Annotated in this window: 17 protein-coding genes and 1 tRNA gene; 7 read left to right on the top strand and 11 right to left on the bottom strand. The window is 65.7% G+C overall.

Annotated features, from left to right (window positions below; translation table 11 throughout):
* Positions 1-39 precede the first annotated feature (39 nt).
* The 7 genes from DZC73_RS24525 to cysS all read right to left on the bottom strand — a co-directional run bounded on the left by DZC73_RS24525 (position 40) and on the right by cysS (position 8,931).
* Positions 40-2,391 carry a peptidase inhibitor family I36 protein gene (locus DZC73_RS24525; protein WP_198414951.1) on the bottom strand — a complete coding sequence of 784 codons (2,352 nt, stop codon included), beginning with the start codon at positions 2,389-2,391 and terminating at the stop codon, positions 40-42.
* A 683-nt stretch (positions 2,392-3,074) separates the two neighbouring features.
* A tRNA-Ser gene (locus DZC73_RS24520) sits at positions 3,075-3,167 on the bottom strand.
* 40 nt (positions 3,168-3,207) lie between these two features.
* Positions 3,208-4,476: an aspartate kinase gene (locus DZC73_RS24515; protein ID WP_124543003.1), complete on the bottom strand. Its 1,269-nt coding sequence runs from the start codon at positions 4,474-4,476 to the stop codon at positions 3,208-3,210.
* Between the two features lie 107 nt (positions 4,477-4,583).
* Positions 4,584-5,885, bottom strand: coding sequence for a tRNA lysidine(34) synthetase TilS (tilS, locus tag DZC73_RS24510; RefSeq protein WP_124543002.1), 1,302 nt, complete (start codon positions 5,883-5,885; stop codon positions 4,584-4,586).
* Entirely contained in the window at positions 5,885-6,856 is a 972-nt protein-coding gene (locus DZC73_RS24505) for an acetyl-CoA carboxylase carboxyltransferase subunit alpha (protein ID WP_124543001.1), read from the bottom strand. The genes tilS and DZC73_RS24505 overlap by 1 nt, the downstream gene beginning before the upstream one ends.
* Positions 6,857-6,887: 31 nt before the next feature.
* Positions 6,888-7,547, bottom strand: a complete 660-nt coding sequence (locus tag DZC73_RS24500) for a DNA-3-methyladenine glycosylase family protein (RefSeq protein WP_124543000.1) — start codon at positions 7,545-7,547, stop codon at positions 6,888-6,890.
* Between the two features lie 7 nt (positions 7,548-7,554).
* Positions 7,555-8,931 (bottom strand): cysteine--tRNA ligase, encoded by a 1,377-nt coding sequence (gene cysS, locus DZC73_RS24495; protein ID WP_124542999.1) that lies wholly within the window; start codon positions 8,929-8,931, stop codon positions 7,555-7,557.
* 143 nt (positions 8,932-9,074) lie between these two features.
* Here cysS and DZC73_RS24490 point away from each other — a divergent pair, with 143 nt between their 5' ends.
* Genes DZC73_RS24490 through DZC73_RS24470 form a run of 5 tightly spaced genes read left to right on the top strand, consistent with a single transcriptional unit; the run spans position 9,075 to position 12,334 of the window.
* The gene (locus DZC73_RS24490) at positions 9,075-9,614 is read left to right on the top strand and encodes a tetratricopeptide repeat protein (RefSeq protein ID WP_124542998.1); all 540 of its coding nucleotides are present in this window, start codon (positions 9,075-9,077) and stop codon (positions 9,612-9,614) included.
* A 47-nt stretch (positions 9,615-9,661) separates the two neighbouring features.
* Positions 9,662-10,240 (top strand): peptidylprolyl isomerase, encoded by a 579-nt coding sequence (locus DZC73_RS24485; RefSeq protein ID WP_124542997.1) that lies wholly within the window; start codon positions 9,662-9,664, stop codon positions 10,238-10,240.
* 4 nt (positions 10,241-10,244) lie between these two features.
* Entirely contained in the window at positions 10,245-10,745 is a 501-nt protein-coding gene (locus tag DZC73_RS24480) for a peptidylprolyl isomerase (RefSeq protein ID WP_124542996.1), read from the top strand.
* 21 nt (positions 10,746-10,766) lie between these two features.
* Entirely contained in the window at positions 10,767-11,561 is a 795-nt protein-coding gene (locus DZC73_RS24475; protein ID WP_124542995.1) for a UDP-2,3-diacylglucosamine diphosphatase, read from the top strand.
* Complete coding sequence (locus tag DZC73_RS24470; protein WP_124542994.1) at positions 11,561-12,334, top strand: M90 family metallopeptidase; 774 nt, start codon at positions 11,561-11,563, stop codon at positions 12,332-12,334. The genes DZC73_RS24475 and DZC73_RS24470 overlap by 1 nt, the downstream gene beginning before the upstream one ends.
* Positions 12,335-12,381: 47 nt before the next feature.
* On the opposite strand, the gene DZC73_RS24465 is transcribed toward DZC73_RS24470, so the two are convergent.
* The 4 genes from DZC73_RS24465 to DZC73_RS24450 all read right to left on the bottom strand — a co-directional run bounded on the left by DZC73_RS24465 (position 12,382) and on the right by DZC73_RS24450 (position 16,024).
* Positions 12,382-13,521, bottom strand: coding sequence for a branched-chain amino acid ABC transporter substrate-binding protein (locus DZC73_RS24465; RefSeq protein WP_124542993.1), 1,140 nt, complete (start codon positions 13,519-13,521; stop codon positions 12,382-12,384).
* A 224-nt stretch (positions 13,522-13,745) separates the two neighbouring features.
* Positions 13,746-14,093, bottom strand: coding sequence for a hypothetical protein (locus tag DZC73_RS24460; RefSeq protein ID WP_124542992.1), 348 nt, complete (start codon positions 14,091-14,093; stop codon positions 13,746-13,748).
* 16 nt (positions 14,094-14,109) lie between these two features.
* On the bottom strand, positions 14,110-14,547 hold the full coding sequence (locus DZC73_RS24455) for a DNA polymerase III subunit chi (RefSeq protein WP_124542991.1): 438 nt from the start codon (positions 14,545-14,547) through the stop codon (positions 14,110-14,112).
* A 19-nt stretch (positions 14,548-14,566) separates the two neighbouring features.
* Positions 14,567-16,024: a leucyl aminopeptidase gene (locus DZC73_RS24450; protein WP_124542990.1), complete on the bottom strand. Its 1,458-nt coding sequence runs from the start codon at positions 16,022-16,024 to the stop codon at positions 14,567-14,569.
* Positions 16,025-16,052: 28 nt separating this feature from the next.
* Between DZC73_RS24450 and lptF the strand changes: the two genes are divergently transcribed.
* Both lptF and lptG read left to right on the top strand, forming a co-directional pair.
* On the top strand, positions 16,053-17,159 hold the full coding sequence (gene lptF, locus DZC73_RS24445) for an LPS export ABC transporter permease LptF (RefSeq protein ID WP_124542989.1): 1,107 nt from the start codon (positions 16,053-16,055) through the stop codon (positions 17,157-17,159).
* The gene (gene lptG / locus DZC73_RS24440; RefSeq protein WP_124542988.1) at positions 17,156-18,265 is read left to right on the top strand and encodes an LPS export ABC transporter permease LptG; all 1,110 of its coding nucleotides are present in this window, start codon (positions 17,156-17,158) and stop codon (positions 18,263-18,265) included. Before lptF ends, lptG begins: the two co-directional genes overlap by 4 nt.

Genomic DNA, 18,265 nt, shown 5'->3' with positions numbered 1-18,265 from the left:
GCCTGCCGGGCCGGTGGGACCCGGGTCAACTGGCCATCGTCAGGGGAAGCTGACGACGTTCACCGGGATGGTGGACGTGCCTTGCGCCGGCCCGCCGGTGTTGTTGATCACGTGGTCGATCACGCCCACGCCACCCAGCGACACCGTGAAGACGCTGTGGAACTTCACGTTCGCGTTGTTGGGCACCTCGAAGCCGCGATCCGCGTGGATGGACGGGTTCACGTTGAAGTAGCAGTAGCTGCCCAGTCCCCAGGCCTCATGGGAGGTCACCGAGTCGGCCACCTTGTAGGCGGCATAGCCGTTCGCGCCGCTGCGCCAGGTGGCCTGGCTGGGCGGGTCGTAGGGCATCTCGTTCTGGAAGAAGATGGTCTTGCCGCCCTGCCCGTTCCACACCACGTTGTACTTCTGGTAGTGCTCGACGAAGAGGCCGGTGGCCAGCACGTTGTTGCCGTTCACCAGCAAGCCGGTGTCGGCGGTGTTCACCGTCCAGCCCGTGGGCGCGCTGCCGTGGTCGGCACGCCAGGCCCAGATGTGGTCAACGATGGTGTTGCTGCTGTTCACCACCAGGCTGTTGGTCGCCTTGCCGGCCACCGCGCCGCCAATGCGGAAGTACACGTCCTGCACGGTGGTCGGGTTGGCGGCATGGCTGGCCGTCGAGCCGGCGGCGCCGATGGTCAGCAACGCCTGGCTGTTGACGGTGCCGGCATCGAACAGCAGGCCGGCCACCTTCACGCCATCCACGTCGGACACGGTCATCGCATCCACGCCGTTGTCGGGCACGAGCGTCGGGAAGCCGATGCCCAGCACGACGGTGTTGGCGCGCGTCACGCGGATCGTCTCGCTCAGGTGGTAGGTGCCCGGCGTGAAGAACAGGTTCAGCCCTTGCGACAGGGCCAGGTTCAGCGTGGCGGTGCTGTCGCTGGGCTTGGCGACATAGAACTGGCTCATCGGGATCGACGTGCCCGGGGTCGCACCATTGGCCCAGGTGGCGCCCGACGAGTTCGTGCGCAGCGAAGGCACGAACACGCGGTACTTGCCGGCGCCATCGACGTACAGGTAGGGCTTCTCGCGCGACACCGGCGTAGTGGCCAGCGCGGTGTGCGGCGGCGACGGGAAGGTGGTGGCCGGGCCGCCGACGACGCCGGAGAACACCATGTTCCACACACCGTCGTACCAGATGCCGATGTTGCTGTCCCGCGTGTACCACTGCTGCTGCGAGCCCGACGAGATGGAACCGTCGACCTTGCTGTCGGCGATGTAGCCGCCGCTGGAGTAGCCCTGGCCGTTGCCCTGGTTGGACGGCCCCAGATGCAGGTTGCCGATGATGTGGATTCGGCGCATGGGTGCGGCCTGCGACACCGCCCAGCGGTTGGTGCCGCCGTTGGGCACCAACGAGACGTTCTCGGCCGAGCGCCAGAAGTTCTGCGTGGCGTTCGCCGTGTCGCCGTAGTTCCAGCCGCTGTCCACGTTCAACGTGCCTTGCAGGCGCACGTCATCCGGATTCTGGCCCAGGCCCACGACGGAGGTGTAGAAGCCCAGGTTCGCGAACACGCCGTTGTACTGGCCCGGCTTGAACATGAAGGTGTAGCGCTGGGTGCCGAACTGCGCGGTCGGGCTCAGCAGCTGCGCATTGAACGCCGCATCCAGCTTGGACTGGATGGTGGAGATCGGCGTGCTCGTGTCGAAGACGGACACGTTGGGGCCGAAGTCCGGCGTGTCGGAGGTGGGCAGCGTGCTGTTCGTTCCCACCTTGAACGACGACATGATGTCGTTGAAGTTCAGCGACACCAGGTTGGGCGTGTCCGCCGTGAGCCGCACGGTGCTGCCGCCGTAGTTGATGTCGTTGTAGAGGTCGACTGCATAGCCGCTGGTGACCTTCACCGACGACACGCGGTCATTCCACGTCGAGCCTACCCACGAGCTGCTGGCGTCCGCGCAGAACGAGGCGCCCCCGTAGTTGGCGTTCTCATAGAAGCAGATGGTGCCGGTGGGTGGCTGCGTCGTCCCAACGGTGTAGCTGAAGCTCGGCGTGTCGTAGGCCGGCGTGCCGTTGTTGTAGGTGAACGAGTAGTTCAGCACCGTGCCGCTGGGCGCCGTCACTGGTTGCTCGTAGCGGGCATTGGCGGACGAATACGTCATCCGCACGTTGAGCTGGCCCCCGCCGTTGACGGTGTAGTGCACGTCCACCCACGTCGTGCTGACGTTGGACTTGAACCAGATGGTGGCAGTGTTGCCGGACACGGCGACACCTTGCGTGTAGTCTGCGGCGCGCGCGGGCAGCGCCACCATGGACAGCACGAAGGCCATGCAGGCCCACAGCCAGGCCCATGAACGGATGCTCGGGGCATGCCGCAGCCTGCGGCCATCCCCGCTGGGAAGTTCTCGGAACATTTCGCTTCGTCTCCTCGGTTGTCGTGCCACTGCGTGGGCACCACGGAACGGCGTTCGTCATTGGGGGGCGTGACGCGGCGCCAGCCTCAGCCGCCAGCGCCGTTCAACCTCGGACCTCGAAAGCGCTTTCGTCTGTCTGGGTGCGGATTGTGGAATCGCTTCCAAAATTTGGAAACGGGAAAACCCGGAGACTTTGTCCGCGCTTGGGAATATTTGTGTGCAGGTGTGATGGGGCCGCGGCAGGCGGCATGGGTAAGAGGCTCCGACTGTGGCGGTCGGCCTCCGGCCGACTTCGCTGCGCTGCTCACACCGAGGGGTGCACGGGGAAACTCCCGCCGCGCCCCTTCGGTGCGCTCTGGTCAAACAGTCCCCGTGAGTCAGAGGACGAAGCGTGCTACGCACGCCACCCCTCGGTGCTGCGCTGCTCGCCGCCACACACGGAGCCTCTTACCCATGCCGCCTGCCGCTCAAGTGGCGGTGGGTTTGCGTGACGCGAAGCCCAATGTCGCAGCAGCAAAGGTGCGGGTGGGTGAGGTGCGCTGCGTAGCGAAGTAAAGGAGGAGGGCCGGGCGACATGAGCGGAGCAGCGCGCCTCACCCACCCGCACCTTTGCCCAACCGAACAGAACGCGAAAGCACAAAAAGAAAAACGGGCCCCAAAGGGACCCGTTTGACATAGATGGTTGGCGGAGCCGGAGGGATTCGAACCCTCGATGCAGGTTTTGCCCGCATACTCCCTTAGCAGGGGAGCACCTTCGGCCTCTCGGTCACAGCTCCAACGCCAGCGCGCATTCTAACCTCGAATGCGCCCTACTTTTCACGCGGCAGGCTGATCGAGATCGAAAGCCTTGTGCAGCGCGCGTACCGCGAGCTCCATGTACTTCTCGTCGATGACCACGCTGGTCTTGATCTCGCTCGTGGTGATCATCTGGATGTTGATGCCCTCGTCGCTCAGCGCCGAGAACATCTTGCTGGCCACGCCCACGTGCGAGCGCATGCCGATGCCCACGATGCTGACCTTGCAGATCTTCGCGTCGCCGGAAATCGTCGCGCCGCCGGCCTTGGGCAGCACTTCGCTCTTGAGCAGGTCGAGCGTGCGCTGGAAGTCGTTGCGGTGAACCGTGAATGAGAAGTCGGTCTTGCCGTCGTGGCCCACGTTCTGGATGATCACGTCGACGTCGATGTTCGCGTCGGCCACCGGCCCGAGGATCTGGTACGCGATGCCCGGCTTGTCGGGCACGCCCAGCAGGCTCACCTTGGCTTCGTCGCGGTTGAAGGCAATGCCCGACACAACGGCTTGTTCCATTTTCTCGTCTTCCTCAAAAGTGATCAGGGTGCCCGACTTGGCTTCCTCGTTGATGTCGATGTCCCAGGGCGTGAAGCTGGACAGCACGCGCAGCGGCACGCGGTACTTGCCCGCGAATTCCACCGAGCGGATCTGCAGCACCTTGGAGCCCAGGCTCGCCATTTCCAGCATCTCTTCGAAGCTGATGGTGTGCAGGCGGCGCGCCTCGGCCACGATGCGCGGGTCGGTGGTGTAGACGCCGTCGACGTCGGTGTAGATGAGGCACTCGTCGGCCTTCATCGCCGCCGCCACCGCCACCGCCGAGGTGTCGGAGCCGCCGCGTCCCAGCGTGGTGATGTGGCCGTTGTCGTCGATGCCCTGGAAGCCGGTGATGATCACCACCTTGCCTGCTTCCAGATCGGCGCGCACGCGCTTGTCATCGATGCTCTGGATGCGCGCCTTGGTGTAGCTGTCGTCGGTGAGGATGGGCACCTGCCAGCCGGTGTAGCTCACCGCCTGCATGCCTTCGGCCTGCAGCGCGATGGCCAGGAGGCCCACCGACACCTGCTCGCCGGTGGAGGCGATCATGTCGAGCTCGCGTTGCAGCTCGGGGGTGGTGGCAGCCGGCGACAGCTCTTTGGCCAGACCGAGCAGGCGATTGGTCTCGCCGCTCATGGCCGACGGGACGACCACCATCTGATGCCCGGCGCGTGCCCATTTGGCCACGCGCTTGGCGACGTTGCGGATGCGCTCGGTCGACCCCATGGAGGTGCCGCCGTATTTGTGAACGATGAGTGCCATGCTGGTTGGAGTTCGCGGAAGAAGGCGAAACGTTTCACGCCGCGGTCGTGAACCCAGCATTTTAGCCGGCCGATGAGGTGTAACCCGGAGGGAACTTCCGGTTCCGCTCAGGCCGGGGTGTAGCCTGCCTCCCAGCGCAAGGTCACCTGGGGCTGGCCGGGCAGGCCGATCACCCGCGCATCCAGGCCGAGTCCGGGCACGAAGACGAGTTGGCCGCCGCTGTAGACCAAGGGGCCGGCCCTCTCCCACTGCGGCACGCCAGCGGCCTGGAACTGCTTCTTCAGGCTGCGCGGCGGACGGTTGAAGCCGGCCTGGAACTGCTCGCCGCCCTCACGCTCGCGAAGCTCTGCATGAGCGAGCCAGGCCAACGGCACGCCGCCTTCCCTCACCCGCTCGACGACGAGATGGCCATGCCAGCCGGGCAGCTTGTGCACGCCGGCGCGCTTGATCGACAGCTTCTGCTCTCGCTGTCCAGGCGAAGCTTTCACTGGCGATGCAGTCGCGTGCGACAACACGCCACGGTATTTGCGCAGGGTTCCATCGTCGATCGGCCAGGATGCGCTGGCCCCCGCCGGCAGTTCATCGATCAGGCGCGAGACCAGCGCCGCGCTGGCAACCCGGCCGGTCACCGCCTTCAGCCACGCACGAAGGACGTTGCTGCGGCGTGCATCGGACAGTGCCAGCAGCGACAAGACGCTCAGCCCCTTGCCGGCCCGGACCGCCTGCAAGTCCATGGCAGCCAGCTCCGCCAGGCAGACCTGCGCTTCCTGGGCCCAGTCCGCGGCGCTGGACAAGGACGCTTCAGCCTGCGGGAATGCGCCCACGAGCGCCGGCCACACCTCATGCCGAAGCCGGTTGCGGGCAAAGCGTGTGTCCGTGTTGCTGTCGTCGTCGATGTGCTTGAGCCGATGGCGCTTCACGTAGGCCTGCACCTCCTCCCGAGACACATCCAGCCAGGGCCGCACCCAGGTGATGCCGTCGCGCTCGACCTCGCGCGGCATGCCCGACAGCCCGGCCATGCCGGCGCCGCGCAAGGCCTGGAGCACGAAGGTCTCCGCCTGGTCGCGACGATGGTGGGCCAGCAGCACCAGCGATGCCTCGTGGGCCAATGCCATGCCGCGCAACGCGCGATACCTCGCCTGGCGCGCCCACGCCTCGATGCTTTCACCTTTGCCGGGCTTGTACATCAGCCGCTCGGCCGCAAAGGCGATGGGCAGCCCACGTCGTGCCCACTTCGCGCACTGCGCCTGGCAATGCGCGAGCCACGCATCCGCATGCGCGCTCAACCCATGGTGCACATGAAGCGCCACCACCTCCACGCCCTGCTCTGCCGACGCCATGAGCGTCGCATGCAGCAGCGCAGTCGAATCGCGGCCGCCGCTGTAGGCGACCGCGACACGCGGCTTCATCAGTGTTCGGTGGTGTCGTTGAAGCGGCCGTAGGACTGCAGGCGCTCGTAGCGGCGCTGCAGCAGTTCCTTGGGCTTGAGGTCGCTCACCTGGCGCAGCGCGTCGTTCAGCGCGCGCTTGAGGTAGGCCGACATCTGCTTGATGTCGCGGTGGGCGCCGCCCACCGGCTCGTTGACGATCTTGTCCACGAGCTGCAGTGCCTTCAGGCGATGTGCGGTGATGCCGAGCGCTTCGGCCGCGTCAGAGGCACGAGCCGAGGTCTTCCAGAGGATGGACGCGCAACCTTCGGGCGAGATCACTGAATAGATCGCGTACTGCAGCATCAGCGTCTGGTCGGCCACGCTGATGGCCAGCGCGCCGCCGGAGCCGCCTTCGCCGATGATGGTCGTGATGATGGGCACTTCCAGTTGCGCCATCTCGTAGATGTTGCGGCCGATGGCCTCGGACTGCCCGCGCTCTTCAGCGCCGATGCCCGGGTACGCTCCCGGCGTGTCCACGAAGGTGAACACCGGCATACCGAACTTCTCGGCCAGCTTCATCAGGCGCAGCGCCTTGCGGTAGCCCTCGGGCCGCGACATGCCGAAGTTGCGTGCCGCACGCTCCTTGGTGTCACGCCCCTTCTGGTGGCCGATGACCATGCAGGCCTGGCCGTTGAAGCGCGCGAGGCCGCCGACGATGGACTGGTCGTCCGCGAAATGGCGGTCGCCGTGCAGCTCCTGGAAGTCGGTGAAGATTTCACTGACGTAGTCCAGCGTGTAGGGACGCTGCGGGTGCCGGGCGATCAGCGTGACCTGCCACGGCGAGAGGCTGGAGTAGATGTCCTTGGTGAGTTGCAGGCTCTTCTTGCTCAGGCGGTCGATCTCTTCGGAGATGTCGACGGCCGATTCGCTCTGCACATAACGCAACTCTTCGATCTTGGTTTCGAGTTCCGCCACCGGCGTCTCGAATTCAAGGAAATGGCGTTTGCTCATCGATTCTTCCTTGCTTGCCCAACGAGGCAACTCAATAGTCTACCGGCAACGGGTCCAGGCTCCGCCAGATGTACCAGGTGGCGACGGAACGGAACGGCGCCCAGGCGTCCCCCACCTCGCGTGCCTCGGCGCGGGACACGGGTTCGCCGCTGAAATAGTTCACGCTGATGCCCTTGATGAGGCCGAGGTCATCCAGCGGCAGCACGTTGGGGCGCATCAGGTGGAAGATGAGGAACATCTCGGCCGTCCAGCGGCCGATGCCGCGGATGGCGACCAGTTCCTCGATGATGGCTTCGTCGTCCATCTCCTGCCACTGCTGCACGTGCACCTCGCCGGATTCGAAGTGCGCCGCCAGGTCGGTCAGGTATTCGACCTTGCGTGCCGAGAGTCCGGCCTCGCGCATGGACGTGGTGTCCAGTGCGAGCACCGACGACGGGTGGATGCGCGTGGGCTCGCCCGGCGTCAGCGTCGCGAAGCGATCCCAGACCGATTGCGCGGCCTTCACCGAGATCTGCTGCCCCACGATGGAGCGCGCCAGCGTGGTGAAGGCATCGCCGCGGCTTTGCAGGCGGCCTTCGCCCAGCTGCGGGATGAGCTTGCGCATGACGCGGTCGCGCTTGGCCAGATGCTTGCAGGCATCGTCCCAGTACGCAGGCGTGACTTCGACGCCGTTGATGCGGGAAGCACTCATCGACGGATCAGGCCTTCACCCAGGTCGTGCCCTGCGCCGAGTCTTTGAGCTCGATGCCTTCGGCCAGCAGGTCCTTGCGGATCTGGTCAGCCCGTGCGAAGTCCTTCGCGGCCTTGGCCGCCGCGCGGTCGGCAATGAGCTGCGCGATGCGCGCTTCATCGGCACCGCCACTGCCGCCTTGCAGGAAGGCGCGCGGTGACTGCTGAAGAATGCCCAGCGTGGCGGCCAGTCCCTTCAGCAGGGAAGCAACCTCGACCGAACGCGTGCGGTTCACTTCGCCGGCCAAGTCGAACAGCACCGACACCGCCACCGGCGTGTTGAAGTCGTCGTTCATGGCCTCGCGGAACTTCGCGGCCTGCGGCTGCTGCCAGTCCACGGCCGCGTCCTTCACGTCCACCGCGTCGAGCGCGGTGTACAGGCGGCGCAACGCGGCGCGCGCGTCATCGAGGTTGGCGTCGCTGAAGTTGAACGGGCTGCGGTAGTGCGTGCGCAGCATGAAGAAACGCATCGTCTCTCCGTCGTAGCGCTTGAGCACGTCGCGGATGGTGAAGAAGTTGCCCAGCGACTTGGACATCTTCTCGTTGTCGACGTTGAGGAAGCCGTTGTGCAGCCAGTACTTCACGAACGGCTTGCCCGTCGCGCCCTCGCTTTGCGCGATCTCGTTCTCGTGGTGAGGGAACTGAAGGTCCAAGCCGCCGCCGTGGATGTCGAAGGTTTCGCCGAGGATGGCGCAACTCATCGCAGAGCATTCGATGTGCCAGCCGGGACGGCCCTTGCCGTAGGCGCTGTCCCACTTCGCGTCGTCGGGTTCGGATTCCTTCGCGCTCTTCCACAGCACGAAATCCAGCGGGTCTTCCTTGCCGTCGAGCACGGCCACCCGTTCGCCGGCGCGCAGTTGGTCGAGCGACTTGCCGGACAGTTTTCCGTAGCCTTCGAACTTGCGAACCGAATAGTTCACGTCGCCATTGGGCGCGCGATAGGCCAGGCCCTTGCGCTCGAGCTTGCCGATCATGTCCAGCATCTGCGGCACGTATTGCGTGGCGCGCGGCTCGTGGTCGGGCGGCGAGATGCCCAGCGCCGCCACGTCCTCGTGCATGATCTTGGTCATCTCGTCGGTGAGCTGGCGGATGGGGATGTTCCGCTCCAGCGCGCGCTTGATGATCTTGTCGTCGATGTCGGTGATGTTGCGCACGTAGGTGACGCGGTAGCCCAGCGTCTTGAGCCAGCGGTATGCCACGTCGAAGGCCATCATGAAGCGCGCATGCCCCACGTGGCAGTAGTCATAGATGGTCATGCCGCACACGTACATGCGCACGTGGTTGGGCTCGATGGGCGTGAAGTCTTCTGTCTGCTTGGACAGCGAGTTGAAAATGCGCAGGGTCATCGCTTGGTCGGCCCCTTCGGTTTTCCCTTGTGTCGCGCTGGGCAAGCACACGAGGAGGTCGAGGGTGCCTGCTCTACAATCGATTCAGTATAGCGGGGCCGCCTGAACGCGGAAGGCCCTAGGTTCGCGGCCAATCCCAGCCCATGCCCTCACCCATCCATCGCCTCTTCGGCCTTGTTGCCGTGTGTCTTGCCGCCTTGTCGCTGAACGCACAGGCGGCTGACGATGCCAGCGAGATCAACCGCCTGTTCGCCGCAGGCCAGGCCAAGGAAGCCTTCGCCAAGCTCGACGCGCTGATCGCCGCCAAGCCGCGCGATCCGGCCTGGCGTTTCCAGAAAGGCGTGCTGCTGTCGGAGTCGCAGCGGCGCGACGAAGCGGCGTCCATTTTTGCGCAGCTCACCGTCGACTATCCGGACATTCCCGAGCCCTACAACAACCTGGCCGTGATCTACGCGGCGCAAGGCGACTACGAACGGGCCCGCGCCTCGCTGGATGCCGCCATCCGCGCCAAGCCCGACTACGCCGTCGCCCACCTGAACCTGGGCGACGTGTACACCCAGCTCGCACGCGCGTCCTACCTGCGTGCGCAGAAACTCGACCCGTCCAACACCGTCATCCCGGCCAAGCTCTCGCTCATCCGCGAGCTGGTGAAGCCGGCCCCGGCCGCCACGCCGGGCAAGTGACCCGATCCCATTTCCACAACATCCATGACAAGGAGTTGAAGAACACCATGGCCCCTGCATTCCTGCGTTCGTGCCTGCCCGCCGCCGCGGCCGTCGCCATCCTCATGGGCGCCACGCCGCTGGCGCTCGCCCAGAAGGTCAAGCTGGACACCAGCCTGGGCGACATCGTGATCGAACTCGATGCCGCGAAGGCGCCCAAGTCGGTCGACAACTTCGTGAAGTACGTGAAGGCCGGCCACTACAACGGCACGGTGTTCCACCGCGTCATCTCCAACTTCATGATCCAGGGCGGCGGCATGACGCCCGACCTGAAGGAAAAGCCCACCCGCGCCCCGATTCCGCTGGAAGCGCGCAACGGCTTGAACAACGAGCGCGGCACGGTGGCGATGGCACGCACCAACGATCCGAATTCCGCCACCTCGCAGTTCTTCATCAACGTGAAGGACAACGACTTCCTCAACGCCGCCAATTCGCGCGACGGCAACGGCTATGCCGTCTTCGGCAAGGTCGTCTCGGGCATGGACGTGGTCGACAAGATCCGCAACGTCCAGACCACCAACGTGGGCCCCTACAGCGACGTGCCCGCCACGCCGGTCATCATCAAGAAAGCCACTGTCCAGGAGTAATCACATGAGCCAAGTCGACCTGCAAACCAACAAGGGCACGATCCGCATCGAGCTCGACGAGAAGAACGCGCCGGAGTCGTCGAAGAACTTCATCGCCTACGTCCAGAAGGGCCACTACGACGGCACGGTGTTCCACCGCGTCATCAAGGGCTTCATGGTCCAGGGCGGCGGCTTCGAGCCGGGCCTGAAGCAAAAGCCCACCGACGCGCCCATCCAGAACGAAGCCGGCAACGGCCTGAAGAACGACAAGTACACGCTTGCCATGGCCCGCACCTCGGACCCGCACTCGGCCACCGCGCAGTTCTTCATCAACGTGAAGGACAACGACTTCCTGAACTTCAAGGCTCCGAGCGGCAGCGGCTGGGGCTATGCGGTGTTCGGCAAGGTCGTGTCCGGCCAGGACATCGTGGACGCCATCGAAGGCGTGAAGACCGGCCGCAAGGGCTTCCACGACGACGTGCCGCTGGAAGACGTGGTCATCGAGAAGGCCACGGTCGTCGGCTGAGCCGCCGGCACTTTCCCACTGATGAACGAGCCCGCCCGTCCCCTGCCCGCGTTCGCCGAGTTCGCGGTGCCGGCGTCGTGGCGGTGCATCGACTTCCTGAGCGACCTGCACCTCGGTGAGGACACACCACGCACCTTCGAGGCTCTGGCCACGCACCTGCGCTGCACGCAGGCCGATGCGGTGTTCATGCTGGGCGATCTCTTCGAGGTCTGGGTGGGCGACGACGCGCGCCATGAAGGCTTCGAGGCGCAGTGCGCGGCGATGCTCGCCGAAGCGAGTTCACATCGCTTCCTCGGCTTCATGGCGGGCAACCGCGACTTCCTCGTGGGACATGAACTGCTGTCGCATTGCGGGGTGATGCACCTGGCCGACCCCACCGTGCTGGCAGGCTTCGGTTCGCGCTTGCTGATCTCGCATGGCGATGCGCTGTGCCTGGCGGACTCGGCCTACCAGCAGTTCCGGGCCGAGGTGCGTGGCGAACCATGGCAGCGCCAGTTCCTCTCGCAGCCCTTGTCCAGGCGCCGCGAGATCGCCCGGGGCCTGCGTGCGCAAAGCGAGGAGCGCAAGCGCATGCAGCGCCGCGAGGAATGGGTGGACCTCGATCGCGATGAAACCGTGCGTTGGATGCAGGCGGCGGGTGCGCAGGACTTCGTGCACGGCCACACGCATCTGCCGGCATCGCACGACATGGGCCATGGGCTCACCCGCCTCGTGCTGAGCGACTGGGACCTGGACGACGCCAAGGCGCCACGCGCCGACGTGCTGCGCTGGTCGGCAGACGGGCTCGCGCGCATCGCACCTGCCACTGCACTCTGATGGTCATCGGACGCCTCTTCGACGGCCTGCGCCGCATGCGTGACGAGCGCACGCTCGCGCACCGCGCCATCCCCGACGAACTCTGGGCGCTGACGCTCGCGCGCTTTCCCTTCGTCTCTCGCCGCAGCGAAGACGATCTCGCGGAACTGCGCAAGCTCGCGACGCTGTTCCTCGCGCAGAAGGAATTCCACGGCGCACAGGGCCTGGAGATCACCGACGAGATTGCCGTCGCCATCGCGGCGCAGGCCTGCCTGCCCATCCTTCGGCTGGGTCTGTCGCACTACGCCAACTTCGTGGGCATCGTTGTGCACCCCGACGAAGTCGTCGCGCGGCGCGAGGTGATGGACGAGGACGGCATCGTCCACAGCTACGACGAGACGCTGGCCGGCGAGGCGATGGAAGGCGGCCCGATCATGCTGTCGTGGCACGACGTGGCCATCGCCGGCGAGTCGGCCGACTGGGGCTACAACGTGGTCATCCATGAATTCGCGCATGTGCTGGACATGGGCGATGGCGTGGCCGATGGCATTCCCTTGCTGCCGGACGTGGCGGCGCGAGAAGCCTGGGCGGCGGTGATCGACGACGAGTACAACCTCTTCTGCGACGACGTGGATGCGGGCTACGAGACGCTGCTCGATCCCTACGGCGCACAAAGCGTGGATGAGTTCTTCGCTGTCGCCTCGGAGGTGTTCTTCGTGGCACCCGATGACTTCAAGGCACATCACCCGGCGCTCTACGACTTGTTCGCGTCGTACTACCGGCAAGCCCCATGAAAAACGCCCCGCATCGCGGGGCGTTTCGTTTCAGCGAGAGCCGAAGATCAGCGCACGACCTTCATCTCTTCGCGCTTCTCACCCTTGTAGGTGAAGAGCGTGAGAGCGCCGTTCTTGATGTCGCCCTTCTCGTCGAAGGTGATGTCACCGGTCACGCCGTGGAAGTCCTTGGTCTTGGCCAGTACCGGCAGGTAGACCTTCGGATCGGCCGAGCCGGCCTTGACCATGGCGGCCACCATCACGTTCACAGCGTCATACACGTAGGGTGCATAGATCTGCACGTCCACGTTGAACTTCTTCTTGAAGTCGGCCTTGAACTTGTCCATGCCGACCTTCTGCTTGCCTTCCACGCCGCCTGCTTCGGCGCAGATCACCTGGCCGTCGGCCATGGAGCCTGCGGCCAGCTTGGGCAGCTCGCTCGAGCAGATGCCGTCGCCGCCCATGAACTTGGCGTTGATGCCCAGCTGCTTCATCTGGCGGATCATCGGGCCGGCCACTGCATCCATGCCGCCGTAGAACACGACGTCAGGCTTCTTGGACTTCACGGCGGTCAAGATGGCGGTGAAGTCCGTGGCCTTGTCGGTGGTGAACTGGCGCTCGGCGATGGAGCCGCCGGCGGCCTTCACGGCCTTCTCGAATTCCTCGGCCACGCCCTGGCCATAGGCCGTGCGGTCGTCGATCACCGCGATCGACTTGCCCTTGAGTTCGTTCACGGCGTAGCGGCCCAGCGTGCCGCCCAGGTGCACGTCGTCAGCCACGACGCGGAAGGTCGTCTTGTAGCCGTTGCGGGTGAACTTGGGGTTGGTGGCAGACGGGGAGATCTGCGGCACGCCAGCGTCGGAATAGACCTTGGAGGCGGGGATGGAGGTGCCGCTGTTGAGGTGACCGATCACGCCGTTGACCTTGGCGTCCATCAGCTTCTGGGCGACGGCCGTGCCTTGCTTCGGATCGCCGGCATCGTCTTCGGCCAGCAGCTCGAACTTGACCTTCTTGCCGCCGATGGTCACGCCCTTGGCGTTGAGCTCGTCGATGGCCATGCGGGCGCCCATCTCGTTGTCCTTGCCCAGGTGAGCGATGCCGCCGCTGGTGGGACCCACGTGGCCGATCTTGACGACCTCTTGCGCGTACACCGTGGTGCCCAGCGTGATCAACGCCGCGCCGACGATCGCGTTCAACTTGACTTGCATGCAAAACCTCCGAATAGGAATGAGGAGTGAGAGCGTTGATGTCTCAACGGGCGCCACCATACTCCAAATGAAACTTCTGCCACTACGGGAGATTCCTTGGGTTACCACAGGTGTGGCCCAAAGGCATCAGTCGAGTGGTCTAGGGGTTTCAATGGAGGCGTGCGGCTCGATGAGTCTCTGGCGGCGCCCAGTCACAGACACCGCCTGCCGCCCCAACGAACGAACTAGCGGGTGCGATGACGGGACATCTCTTGAGCCACCGCCCGCGTGACCACGTCTCGCAAGGTCGATGCCAGCTCCGCACGGGCCTCGCGCACCAGCGCATCGCTCAGCCGGGTGAGCGCGGGCGCCAGCGCTTCGCGCACCCGCGTCTCCAGCACGAGGTCGATCTGGCGCTGCACCTCGGCCAGCACGCGCGCCACGATCTGGTCTTCGGAGGATTCCGGTGCGTGGGCTGCACGCGCCGCCGCCAGGCGCGAAGCCACGGTGTCGGCGGGCGCCACGACGGCATCCAGCTTGGGAACGTCCACCACTTCGGTGAGCTTGGGCACCTGGCCCGGAGGGATGCTCATGTCTTGGCCCTTTGCGTCATGACGCGCCCACGTCAAATCGTTGCAATTCGTACCCACGGCCGGCGTAGTGGCGCCAGCGGGCCCGGGCCGCATCGCGCTCCTCGGGGTCGGTGGACACGATCTCGATCAGCCGGCTGAAGCTCTCGAAGCCTTGCGCCGGTTCATCGCCCAGATGCACCAGCACGGGGTGATGCCCGCCTTGCTCCGCACGCTCGACGAGCCAGATGGGGGTGCGTTGAAGGCGCTTGGGCACGGGCTGGTTCTCGCGCACGAGCAGGTGGGGAATGAACTCCTGCGGATCGAAGGTCCACAGGGTGCGGTCCAGCCGGCTGAGCGTCGCCGAAGGCGCGCTCACCGCCACTCCGCTGGCCCCGCTGCGCAAGGCCTTGCGCAGCAGCCGGCATGCGTAGAGCAGCCGGTCGGGGACGTTGAAGTGGAACTGGACTTCCGTCATGCATCCGCCCGAGGCGAGATCAGGCCGCCTGCGAGAGCACGAAGTGCGTGAGCAGGCCCACCGGCCGGCCCGTCGCGCCCTTGGCCGCACCGGACTTCCAGGCCGTGCCCGCGATGTCCACGTGCGCCCAGCGGTACTTGCCCGTGTAGCGCTGCAGGAACTTGGCGGCGGTGATCGCACCACCCGCGCGCGAACCCACGTTGGCCATGTCCGCGAAGTTGCTCTTGAGCGCTTCGTCGTATTCCTCGTCCAGGGGCAGGCGCCACAGCGGGTCGATGGCGCTCTTGCTGGCCTTCAGCAACTGCTCGGCCAGTGCGTCGTCGGGGCTGAAGAGGCCGGAGTTGTGGTTGCCCAGCGCAATCACGCAGGCGCCGGTCAGCGTGGCCACGTCGACCACGCAGGCGGGGTTGAAGCGCTCGGCGTAGGTCAGCGCGTCGCACAGGATCAGGCGGCCTTCGGCATCGGTGTTGAGGATCTCGATGGTCTGGCCCGACAGGCTGGTGACCACGTCGCCCGGCTTCACCGCGGTGCTGCTGGGCATGTTCTCGCAGGTCGGCACCAGCACGACGAGGTTGAGCTTGGGCTTGAGTTCGGCGATCGCACGCAGGGTGCCCAGCACGCTGGCGGCGCCGCCCATGTCGTACTTCATCTCGTCCATCTCGGCCGAAGGCTTGATGGAGATGCCGCCGGTGTCGAAGGTGATGCCCTTGCCCACCAGCACGATGGGCGCCTGGGTCTTGGCCGCGCCGTCATAGCGCGCCACGATGAAGCGCGGCGGCTGCGCCGAGCCCTGGGCCACCGCCAGGAAGGAGCCCATGCCCAGCTTCTCGATCTGCTTCTTGTCGAGCACCTCGACCTTCAGGCCGTGCTCCTTGCCCAGTTGCTTGGCCTGCTCGCCCAGGTAGGTGGGCGTGCAACGGTTGCCCGGCAGGTTGGCCAGGACCTTGGCGAAGGTGACACCTTCGGCGATGGCCGCACCGCGCACGAGGCCGCGCTGGATGTCCTTGGCTTCGACCTTGCCGCACAGCAGCGTCAGCTTGGCCAGCGCCGGCGCGGGCTGCGCGCTGGGCTTGGTGTCGCGGTACAGGTAGGCCGCATCGGCGGCTGCCAGGGCCACGGCCTCGGCATGCTGTTCGGTGACATCACCGCTGCCGTTGACCACCGCCACGTGCTTCACGCCCAGGCCCTTGACCAGTGCCAGGCCACTGGCAACTGCGCTCTTGAAGGCCTTGACCGTGGGGCCGCCTGCGGCAGCCACCACCAGGCGCTGCGCCTTCAGCCCGATGGGCTTTTGCACGTAGACCGTCTTGCCGGCCTTGAACTGGAAGTCACCCAAAGAAACAGCATCCTTGACATGGGATGCGACGGCGGGATCAAGAGAGGCATCGAGGCTGTCGCCGTGGATAACGACGACGAGCGCATCGGCCGCCACGCCGGACAGTGCGCCGGCGGAAGCGATTTGATGTCGGAAGTCCATAATGCGGCCCGAAATAGACAAGCCGAAGATGTTATTCGATTCCACTCTGCGAAGAGACCTTTCCCGCAGTTTCGGTGCAACGCTGGTCATCATCCTGACCATCGTCATCACCATGATGCTCATCCGCACGCTCGGGCTGGCGGCGTTGGGCCGCGTGTCGCCGCAGGACGTAGCCCTGCTGCTGGGCTACGAGGCCCTCAAGCAGCTGCCGACGATGCTGGCCCTGTCGATGTTCATCTCCGTGGTGGCCACGCTCAGCCGCATGTACCGCGAGAGCGAGATGGCGATCTGGTTCGCCAGCGGCATCGGGCTCACGCGCTTCGTGCGGCCGGTGCTGCGCACGAGCTGGCCGGTGCTGCTGGTGGTGCTGCTGCTGGCACTGTTCGTGTGGCCCTGGGTGAACCAGCGCAGCGTGGAGTTGCGCGACCGCTTCGAGAAGCGCTCGGACCTCTCGCGCGTGGCGCCCGGCCAGTTCCAGTCCTCCGCGGACGGCAAGCGCGTGTTCTTCATCGAGCGCGACGCGGCCGACGAGCGCGTGGGCCGCAACGTGTTCATCCTCTCGCAGCTGGGCGAGGTGGAGTCGGTCACCACCGCCAAGACCGGCCGCATCGTGCTGGAAAACGACGACCGCTTCCTGGTGCTGGACCGCGGCCAGCGCAACGAGCAGAACATGAAGACGCAGGAGAAGACGCTGTCTCGCTTCGAGGGCTACAAGGTGCTGGCCGGCGAACGGGTACTGGCAAGTACCGAAGAGCTGCCGCCCAAGGCCATGCCCACGGTGGACCTGCTGAAGGCCCCCAAGCCGGCCTTCCAGGGCGAGCTGGCCTGGCGCCTGGGCCTCACGCTGGGCGGCGCGAACCTGCTGCTGCTGGCCATCGGCCTGTCCGAGACCAACCCGCGCCGCGCAAGCAACTGGAACCTGCTCTTCGCGCTGCTGACCTTCGTCGTGTACTACAACATCATCAGCCTGACGCAGGCCTGGGTGGCCAGCGGCAAGTTCACCATGGGGGGCGCGCTGCTGGCCGCGCATGGCGGCGCTTTTGCGCTGGCCATGGGCCTCATCTGGTGGCGCGACCATGCCAACAGCCGCGGCTGGCTGGCACGACACAAGTCCATGAAGGCGCATCCTGCATGAAGACCGTTCGCCGCCTGTTCTACGTGGACATCGCCTCCTCGGTGGCCTTCGTCGCGCTGGCCTTCCTGTCGCTGTTCTTCTTCATCGGCTTCGTCGACGAACTGGGCGACACGAACAAGACATACACCGCCTTGCATGCCGCCGCGTACGCCGCGCTGGGCCTGCCGGGCAACCTGTACGAGCTCATGCCCATCGCGGTGCTCATCGGCACCATCTACACGCTGTCGCGGCTGGCGCAGTCGTCGGAGTTCACCATCCTGCGCACCGGGGGGCTGGGCCCAGGGCGGGCGCTGAACCTGCTCACCAGCCTGGGGCTCGCCTTCGCGGTGCTGACTTTCATCGTGGGCGACTACGTGGCACCCTTCGCCGAGCAGCAGGCGGCCACGCTGCGCGCCACCTTCAAGGGCGGACTGAACCTGGGCCGCACCGGCGCGTGGCTGAAGGACAGGCAGAACACCTCGCAGGGCGAACGCAACTACTCCATCAACGTGGGCAGCGCGAGCTCCGGCGGCGAACTGCACGACATCCGCATCTTCGCCTTCGATGCCAACGGGCGGATGCTGGAACGCATCGCGGCCAAGGGCGGCGAGGTGGACAAGCAGTCGCGCTGGACGCTGAGCGACGTGACCATCACCCGCTGGGAAGACCCGAGCGCGGAGCGGCTGCCCATGGCCTCCGAGGAGAAGCTGCCCACGATGGTGTGGAACGGCAGCCTCTCGGCCAACGTGGTGTCCGCGGCCGTGCTGCCTCTGTCGACGATGTCAACGGTGGAGCTGTCGCGCTACATCAGCCACCTGGCCGACAACGAGCAGGCGGCGCAGCAGTACGAGATCCAGTTCTGGAAGCGCGCGCTCTACCCCTTCGCCTGCCTGGTGATGGTGGGCCTGGCCCTGCCCTTCGCCTACCTGCACGCGCGCGGCGGCGGCGTGAGCCTGAAGGTGTTCGGCGGCATCATGCTGGGCATCAGCTTCGTGCTGCTCAACAACGTGGCCGGCCACCTGGGCATGCTGCGCAACTGGACGCCCTGGATCGTGGCGGCCACGCCCAGCCTCATCTACCTGATGCTGTCCATGGGCGCCTTCGCCTGGCTGGTGAGGTACCGGTGA

It is taken from the genome of Rhizobacter terrae, assembly GCF_003852895.1.
Lineage (GTDB): Bacteria > Pseudomonadota > Gammaproteobacteria > Burkholderiales > Burkholderiaceae_C > Albitalea > Albitalea terrae.
This window is presented reverse-complemented; position numbering and strand designations above follow the sequence as displayed.

Excerpts from the sequence above, each read along its gene's own strand:
- DZC73_RS24450 (WP_124542990.1), bottom strand. The coding sequence starts at position 16,024 with ATGGACTTCCGACATCAAATCGCTTCCGCCGGCGCACTGTCCGGCGTG.
- cysS (WP_124542999.1), bottom strand. The coding sequence starts at position 8,931 with ATGACCCTGCGCATTTTCAACTCGCTGTCCAAGCAGACAGAAGACTTC.
- DZC73_RS24480 (WP_124542996.1), top strand. The coding sequence starts at position 10,245 with ATGAGCCAAGTCGACCTGCAAACCAACAAGGGCACGATCCGCATCGAG.
- DZC73_RS24485 (WP_124542997.1), top strand. The coding sequence starts at position 9,662 with ATGGCCCCTGCATTCCTGCGTTCGTGCCTGCCCGCCGCCGCGGCCGTC.
- DZC73_RS24505 (WP_124543001.1), bottom strand. The coding sequence starts at position 6,856 with ATGAGCAAACGCCATTTCCTTGAATTCGAGACGCCGGTGGCGGAACTC.
- DZC73_RS24525 (WP_198414951.1), bottom strand. The coding sequence starts at position 2,391 with ATGTTCCGAGAACTTCCCAGCGGGGATGGCCGCAGGCTGCGGCATGCC.
- tilS (WP_124543002.1), bottom strand. The coding sequence starts at position 5,885 with ATGAAGCCGCGTGTCGCGGTCGCCTACAGCGGCGGCCGCGATTCGACT.
- DZC73_RS24475 (WP_124542995.1), top strand. The coding sequence starts at position 10,767 with ATGAACGAGCCCGCCCGTCCCCTGCCCGCGTTCGCCGAGTTCGCGGTG.
- lptG (WP_124542988.1), top strand. The coding sequence starts at position 17,156 with ATGAAGACCGTTCGCCGCCTGTTCTACGTGGACATCGCCTCCTCGGTG.
- DZC73_RS24455 (WP_124542991.1), bottom strand. The coding sequence starts at position 14,547 with ATGACGGAAGTCCAGTTCCACTTCAACGTCCCCGACCGGCTGCTCTAC.
- DZC73_RS24500 (WP_124543000.1), bottom strand. The coding sequence starts at position 7,547 with ATGAGTGCTTCCCGCATCAACGGCGTCGAAGTCACGCCTGCGTACTGG.
- lptF (WP_124542989.1), top strand. The coding sequence starts at position 16,053 with ATGTTATTCGATTCCACTCTGCGAAGAGACCTTTCCCGCAGTTTCGGT.
- DZC73_RS24490 (WP_124542998.1), top strand. The coding sequence starts at position 9,075 with ATGCCCTCACCCATCCATCGCCTCTTCGGCCTTGTTGCCGTGTGTCTT.
- DZC73_RS24515 (WP_124543003.1), bottom strand. The coding sequence starts at position 4,476 with ATGGCACTCATCGTTCACAAATACGGCGGCACCTCCATGGGGTCGACC.
- DZC73_RS24470 (WP_124542994.1), top strand. The coding sequence starts at position 11,561 with ATGGTCATCGGACGCCTCTTCGACGGCCTGCGCCGCATGCGTGACGAG.
- DZC73_RS24465 (WP_124542993.1), bottom strand. The coding sequence starts at position 13,521 with ATGCAAGTCAAGTTGAACGCGATCGTCGGCGCGGCGTTGATCACGCTG.
- DZC73_RS24460 (WP_124542992.1), bottom strand. The coding sequence starts at position 14,093 with ATGAGCATCCCTCCGGGCCAGGTGCCCAAGCTCACCGAAGTGGTGGAC.